This window comes from Marinomonas epiphytica (genome assembly GCF_054780655.1).
This window is the reverse complement of record NZ_BAAGVX010000029.1, coordinates 140,709-147,034: the sequence shown is the minus strand read 5'-3', so window position 1 is coordinate 147,034 and position 6,326 is coordinate 140,709. Positions and strand designations below refer to the sequence as shown.

At 38.1% G+C, this 6,326-nt stretch carries 10 protein-coding genes; all 10 read left to right on the top strand.

Annotated elements, in window-relative coordinates:
• Positions 1-142: 142 nt before the first annotated feature.
• A complete protein-coding gene (locus tag ACYVGZ_RS08870) occupies positions 143-1,441 on the top strand; it encodes a hypothetical protein (protein ID WP_460754137.1) in 1,299 nt (432 codons plus the stop codon).
• A 110-nt stretch (positions 1,442-1,551) separates the two neighbouring features.
• Positions 1,552-2,295: a hypothetical protein gene (locus ACYVGZ_RS08865; protein ID WP_460754134.1), complete on the top strand. Its 744-nt coding sequence runs from the start codon at positions 1,552-1,554 to the stop codon at positions 2,293-2,295.
• Positions 2,296-2,642: 347 nt separating this feature from the next.
• A complete protein-coding gene (locus ACYVGZ_RS08860; protein WP_460754131.1) occupies positions 2,643-3,014 on the top strand; it encodes a hypothetical protein in 372 nt (123 codons plus the stop codon).
• 139 nt (positions 3,015-3,153) lie between these two features.
• Entirely contained in the window at positions 3,154-3,504 is a 351-nt protein-coding gene (locus ACYVGZ_RS08855; RefSeq protein WP_460754154.1) for a MerR family transcriptional regulator, read from the top strand.
• A gap of 57 nt (positions 3,505-3,561) precedes the next feature.
• A complete protein-coding gene (locus ACYVGZ_RS08850; protein WP_460754128.1) occupies positions 3,562-3,939 on the top strand; it encodes a carboxymuconolactone decarboxylase family protein in 378 nt (125 codons plus the stop codon).
• Between the two features lie 181 nt (positions 3,940-4,120).
• Entirely contained in the window at positions 4,121-4,372 is a 252-nt protein-coding gene (locus tag ACYVGZ_RS08845) for a type II toxin-antitoxin system Phd/YefM family antitoxin (RefSeq protein WP_017038856.1), read from the top strand.
• Positions 4,362-4,649, top strand: a complete 288-nt coding sequence (locus ACYVGZ_RS08840) for a type II toxin-antitoxin system RelE family toxin (protein WP_039476365.1) — start codon at positions 4,362-4,364, stop codon at positions 4,647-4,649. Before ACYVGZ_RS08845 ends, ACYVGZ_RS08840 begins: the two co-directional genes overlap by 11 nt.
• Before the next feature lie 232 nt (positions 4,650-4,881).
• Positions 4,882-5,427, top strand: a complete 546-nt coding sequence (locus ACYVGZ_RS08835; protein WP_460754123.1) for a transposase — start codon at positions 4,882-4,884, stop codon at positions 5,425-5,427.
• A 510-nt stretch (positions 5,428-5,937) separates the two neighbouring features.
• Positions 5,938-6,189 (top strand): type II toxin-antitoxin system Phd/YefM family antitoxin, encoded by a 252-nt coding sequence (locus ACYVGZ_RS08830; protein WP_460754120.1) that lies wholly within the window; start codon positions 5,938-5,940, stop codon positions 6,187-6,189.
• A partial coding sequence (locus ACYVGZ_RS08825; protein WP_460754150.1) for a type II toxin-antitoxin system RelE family toxin occupies positions 6,179-6,326 on the top strand: 148 nt, incomplete at its 3' end. The genes ACYVGZ_RS08830 and ACYVGZ_RS08825, both read left to right, overlap by 11 nt.

Here is a 6,326-nt window from a genome sequence, read left to right as displayed (position 1 = left end):
AGTCGGCGAAGTTCATCAGGGATAAAGGCAATTAATGTCTTACAAAAAATCCGAATAGATGGCTGCAAAACTACTCTTGTTAATACTTGATTTTGCTTGCAAAAATCGGAGTGTCCATAGATGTTACGTTTAAGGGAGATAAATGAGTATTTTAGCACTTGACCTACTGATTGATGCAGGGTTACTTACTGCGTCAGGACAAGCCGTTGATATTTCTTCATTACCAGATGCTGAAGTTTCATCAAGAGTCTCACAGTACTCTAATGCTCGAATTGAAACGGCAGAGTCAGATGTAGATTATGTATATGATAGCAAAATGTTAAGTGCGTTATTCAGTACTAGTTCGGCAGATGTTAGCTGTAATAAACTACTATCCTCAGCTTTAGTATATGAATCAATAGTTATTGATGACCCGCTTGTATCTTCAGCTTCGACTATAAGTTATGAGCAATTATCAAAAGGGTTGGAATTATTCTCATGGGCTTTTGAATTAATTAAATCTGGTTTTATTAAAGTCATTCCTATCTCTTACTTCAATAAACCAAGTGACGAAATCCCTTTGTTGCATTCAGATGATGCTTTCAGGTCTTCGATTCCAGAAGAAATTCATGATTTTGTTCATGATAATGCGATATTAAGGTCTGTTTTTATGGATGACAAAGGACGAATGCTAAGGCTTACTGAAAGTGCTGAAGTTCGTAGACGAACCGCTTTAAATGTTAGCTTTAAAGATGATTATTGGCATTCAGGTGTGAGTCTATATTTGTTTCAGACTCTTGAGAATGGAGTAATAACTTGGGATAAGGATGGTATTCTTTCAAAAGAAAAATTTAAACAGTGGGCATATCAGACAATAAATCAGGCAATAAGAGCTAGGCTTATCAATATTTATAACGAAACCTGCTTGGCTTCGAAGATGGGTCATACTTATGTAACAGAGTCCTCATTCGAATCGAAATTCTTAGCAATGTCAGGACATTTAGACTGTAGTAGTGGATCAATTCCGGCAAAATTTCTTGAGGCGAATAATAGTTTTATAAACATAGAGTCTCCAAAGACCATTATTGAGCTAAGAGGTAAATATTCGACAGCATTTGAAAGATTTAATTATTCATTAATGAGCGTTACTGAAGAACTTAGTTGTGTCGCACCTGAAAACTTTAAGGCGAAAGCAGAATTGCTGTTCCATAAAGAAATTATGCCACAGATTAATGAGATTAGAGATAACGTGAACTCAATCTCTAGCTCTGGGGTTAAAGGCGTACTAAGTAGTTTAGTTGGTTTTTCGGCAGCTATTGCTACAGGGTCTTCATTGCCTTTGATTCCCGCTCTTATGTGTAGTGTATCTGCGGGAGTAGCTGAGGCTTTCCCTTCAATATCACATCAACAAAGATTGAAGAAGCGACCAGCATATATATGGCACCGAGTAACAAAAACATAATAAGAAATTAGAACAGTTATTAATGAGGTGCACTTTGAAAATTCAGTGTTTTCAAGGTTCTTAGCGTGCGTGTCCTGTTAAAATGTTGTTTATGCTAAAAGGATATAAAATTGAAGTTTTCTTGGGATCAAGTGGAAAAAATATTTAGGTTATTTTTTCCTGAGTTTTCTAACAAAGTTACATGGACTGTAGTAGGTGCAGGTTTAGCGCTTACTTCTACGCCTTTTGTTGAAGCTATTATTCGAGCGATCATAGAAGAAAACTTTAAGATTGAAATATTAGGTAGCAACGATGGCTATATAGGCCTTACCCTTGTGGCTTTTGGTCTCATTCACAATATCGTTCTACAGCGTGAGAAAAACAAGTTGCAGATTGCAGCAAATGTACCAGAGGATAATTCGGAGCAACGTGAACATGATAAGAAGGTATTTAATTACCTAAATGGAGTAATGGATGAAAATATACTAAATACCATTTTCGATACCTTAGAGAGGGATCATGCTTATTTTTATTCGCGCTATGATGCAGTAGAAAAATTCATGCATGAAATTAACAATTCTGAAAATTCATATGCAGATCAAGATTTATGTCTAGCTGTTGATGTATTAAAAGAATCTGCTATTAAATTTAATGCTTTTCTAATCAACAATTTTCATCAATTATCTCATGGTACAAATGATGAATGGATGTGCTTACACCCATATTGGAATTGTGATCGCGGCGGACAGTTTGGAGATAGAGAGCAAGAAAGAAAATATGAGGCATTTTCGGATGAGATGTATAAGTTGGTTAAAGAACATAGAGAAAATTTTAGAGCCTATCGAAAGCTGGTGAAGGTAAAGCTTGCTATTTAGTTAAGATAATTGGGTCAGAGTAAAATTAAATCGACTCCCTAGCTAACCCCACTTTATGCTATCTTTCTATATCCAGGATAAATGGGGTCAGAGTAAAATCAGGATAAATGGGGTCAGAGTAAAATTAAATCGACTCCCTAGCTAACCCCACTTCATGTTATCTTTCTCTATCCTAAAGTATGTGAGAAAGGAGTCTCCATGCCACGTCGCCCGAGAGTTTCTATGCCTAGCTATGCCGAGCATATCATCCAGTGAGGTAATAACCGCCAGCCAATTATTATAGAAATAGCCAGCAAGTTTGGGCCGTTTAACAAGGGCGTTATATTCAAACAAGGAGTGATTGAACTTTGGATGAGCAATTAATATCCCAAATAACAGAAAAAGTTGTAAGCGATGTAAGTTTTTGGACAGCTTGGATTGCATTTGGTGGTGTCGTAATTGGGGCTTTAATCGCAATAATTGGAAATGTAATAGTTTTTAATTTACAGAGAAAAGATAAGAAAAAGTTGGACTATCTAAGAAAAGCTTTACTCAAAAGTATGCTTGACGATCCCAACTTTGCAGAAGGACGCTCACTCGAAACGTTGTGTAAAGTAACAGGAGCCGAGAAAGAAGATTGCAGAAGACTTCTAATTGAAATGAAAGCAAGAGGTTTTACTCTGGCAGGTGGTCGAGAAGGATGGACTTATATAAAGAACAGGCCTCTTAATGAGCAGTGAATATAACAAGCCACTTAAGGCTCTCGCTTCGCTCGCTGGGACGCTAACACATGGGCTGCGTCACTTCGTTCCTAATTTTAGCCCATGTGTTATCGCCCCTTAGTGGGAAGTTTCCTAGGGAGTTGATAGCACTGTGAATATGAAAAAGTTTTCTGAGCTGACAGGGTTGTCTTCTCATACTCTTCGGTATTACGAAAAAATTGGTTTGCTTAAAAATATTGGCCGTAATAGTAATGGCCACAGAGTTTATACCTCCAAAGACATTGACTGGGTTAGTTTTATTGTTCGTTTAAAAGAAACAGGAATGCCGTTGGAGTCTATTTTAGAATATGCGTTGCTACGAGAAGCAGGTCCTGAGACAGTGCAAAGTAGACAAGAGCTGTTAGAGGCACATAAAGAGACTATTAAGAAGCATATTGATTCACAATTATCTCATTTGTCGGCACTTGAAAATAAGATTCAGCTATATAAGGAAAAAAAAGTTAGTTGACTTAGAGTTTACTCTAACTTGTAAGATTGCATCTCCAAATTAACAAAGGAGAGTATCATGGAAAAATCTAAGTTCGACATGGGGTTAGAGCAACTAACAAAAATCGATGGTGAGGCCGGTCAGAATGTTATTAACAGTTTGCAAGACATATGTCCTGACCTTGCAAAATTTACAATTGAATATCCGTTTGGTGATATCTATACACGTCCAGCTCTTGATTTAAAATCAAGAGAAATAGCTACAGTGGCGGCATTAACAGCCTTGGGGAACTGCCAGCCACAGTTGAAGGTTCATCTAAATGCAGCATTAAATGTCGGTTGCATGGAAGACGAAATAAAAGAAGTTATTTTACAAATGTCAGTGTATGCTGGTTTTCCAGCAGCATTGAACGGAATGTTTGCTTTTAAAGAAGTTTTAGGCGAGAGAAAAGCATAACAAGGCAAATCAAAACAGACGCAATACGGCTGGCATCGTTTTTGCCAAAAACAAAAAGCGGCAAAAACACTGCCAACCTATGCGCTGTTGTTTGCGGCGTTGCTGCAATCATAAATCTCTAGCCAAGACTATAAATAAGCTCTAAAATTAGATCTTATTTGAATGCTTAATTGGTGTTGTTATGAGACAAGTTTTAGCTGATTGTTCAGCAAGTATCTCTGAGTTAAAGAAAAATCCAACAGCTTTGTTAAACGAAGCAGATGGCTCTGCTATTGCTATCCTTAACCACAATAAGCCAGCAGCTTATCTAGTACCTGCAGAAACTTATGAGTTTTTAATGGATATGCTCGATGATTATGAGCTTGCTAAATTAGTCGAAAGCCGTCGCGGTGAACTATCTGAAGCGGTGGAAGTAGATATCGATGACTTATAAGCTTAAATTTCTGCCTGCTGCCCAGAAAGAGTGGAGTAAATTAGCTCCACCAATCCAAAGTCAGTTCAAAAAGAAACTTAAAGAACGCCTAGAAAACCCGCACGTTCCTTCGTCTAAGCTTCGTGGTTATGACTCAGTATATAAGATCAAACTGCGTACAGCAGGTTATCGCTTAGCCTATGAAGTCATTGACGATGAAATCGTGGTGTATGTGTTGGCTATTGGAAAACGAGACAAAGATGCAGTGTACAAAAAGTTAGCATCGAGGTTCTCGTAACAGCAGAATAACAAAGCGTTTAAGACAGATTCCCAACGCTTGGCACTTTCGATAATTGGGGTCAGAGTAAAATTAAATAGACTCCCTAGCTAACCCCACTTCATGCTATCTTTCTCTATCCTAAAGTAGATAATTGGGGTCAGAGTAAAATTAAATCAACTCCCTAGCTAACCCCACTTCATGCTATCTTTCTATATCCTAAAGTATGTGAGAAAGGAGTCTCCATGCCTGGGTGTTTATGACGAATCATGTGCATTTGTTGTGTACGCCAAGCAGTACTGCATCTATCTCCAAAATGATGCAGTCGCTAGGCAGACAATATGTACGCTATTTTAACTATACCTATCAACGTACTGGCACTTTGTGGGAAGGGCGCTTTAAGTCCTGTCTAGTGCAAGACCAAAGTTACCTTTTTCATTTGTACCGCTATATTGAGTTAAACCCAGTTAGGGCTAATATGGTGAAAGATCCTGCTGACTATTCTTGGTCAAGTTACCAATGTAACGGTTTGGGTATTAACAGTGAGCTACTGACACCCCATGAACTTTATCAATCATTGGGGAGAACAAAAGAAGAGCGATGTGATGTGTATCGAGCAATGTTTCAGTATCATGTAGATAATAAATTGCTAGAAGACATTCGTTTAACTGCAAATAAAGGCTTAGCATTAGGAAATGATCGATTTAAAGAGCAAATAGAATTGCTAACAGAGCAACGGCAAACGCAGGCAAAGCGTGGACGAAAAGATGGGTGGCGTAAAAATATTGATGATGGCTGATCGTAGAGATTTAATTTTACTCTGACCCCAATTATTAATTTTACTCTGACCCCAATTATTGGCTTAATGAACTCAAGAAGCGCTCCGTAAGTGTCGCTGTCACATATGGCGACCCATCCTTTTATTCAAGGGTGGGGTTTCAGGCTCTTTCAGAAGATGTAATTCAGGCTCCTCTAAAGCTGTCAATGCCATTTGGTTGGCTTGGCCAATCTTTAACGGCAGAGCCAATTCCAACTATCAAAGAACGCCCCATGTGCGTTAAGGAATTCAATGACCCTGTTTATTGGTAAAGCAAAAGAACATAACAATCGCGTAAACTCGGAGCGTTATAGGCTCAAATGAATATACGAGTAATTTCTCTAGTTATTAGCGTATTAGTTCTTTCTTCCTGTACTAATCCCGAGAAGCTAGAAAATAAATACAGCGAGATTGGTAAAGGGTGAATCTCTAGCCAAGACTATAAATAAGGTCTAAAATTAGAGCTTATTTGAATGCTTAATTGGTGTTGTTATGAGACAAGTTTTAGCTGATTGTTCAGCAAGTATCTCTGAGTTAAAGAAAAATCCAACAGCTTTGTTAAACGAAGCAGATGGCTCTGCTATTGCTATCCTTAACCACAATAAGCCAGCAGCTTATCTAGTACCTGCAGAAACTTATGAGTTTTTAATGGATATGCTCGATGATTATGAGCTTGCTAAATTAGTCGAAAGCCGTCGCGGTGAACTATCTAAAGCGGTGGAAGTAGATATCGATGACTTATAAGCTTAAATTTCTGCCTGCTGCCCAGAAAGAGTGGAGTAAATTAGCTCCACCAATCCAAAGTCAGTTCAAAAAGAAACTTAAAGAACGCCTAGAAAACCCGCACGTTCCTTCGTCTAAGCTTCGTGGTTATGACTCAT